Annotated in this window: 1 protein-coding gene; it reads right to left on the reverse strand. The window is 47.9% G+C overall.

Going from position 1 to position 340, the window contains the following annotated elements; translation table 11 throughout:
- On the reverse strand, positions 1-340 hold a 340-nt coding region (locus tag LRL21_RS45060), incomplete at both ends, for a transposase (protein WP_240422236.1).

The raw sequence follows: 340 nt of genomic DNA on the forward strand, positions 1-340 counted from the left end.
GGAGCTGGCGGTGGTAGCTTTCAATGATGTTGGTCGTGTAGATCAGTTTTCGAATCTCGGGTGGGTACTTGAAGAATGTTGCGAGTTCGTCCCAATTCGTGCGCCAAGATCGGATGATCAGTGGATATTTACTTCCCCAGACCTCTTCAAAACGGTCTAATTCCAGCAAGGCTGCATCCTCAGTTGTTGCTTTGTAAATCGGTTTTAAATCGACCGTTACCTTCTTGAGGTCCTTGTACGACACGAAGCGGGTGGAATTTCGGATCTGGTGGATGATGCATTTTTGGATCTCCGTTTGGGGATAGCAGGCAGCAATCGCTTGGGAAAAACCCGTGAGATT

Origin of the sequence: Paenibacillus periandrae, from assembly GCF_022458865.1 — a bacterium.
GTDB classification, from domain to species: Bacteria; Bacillota; Bacilli; order Paenibacillales; family NBRC-103111; genus Paenibacillus_S; species Paenibacillus_S periandrae.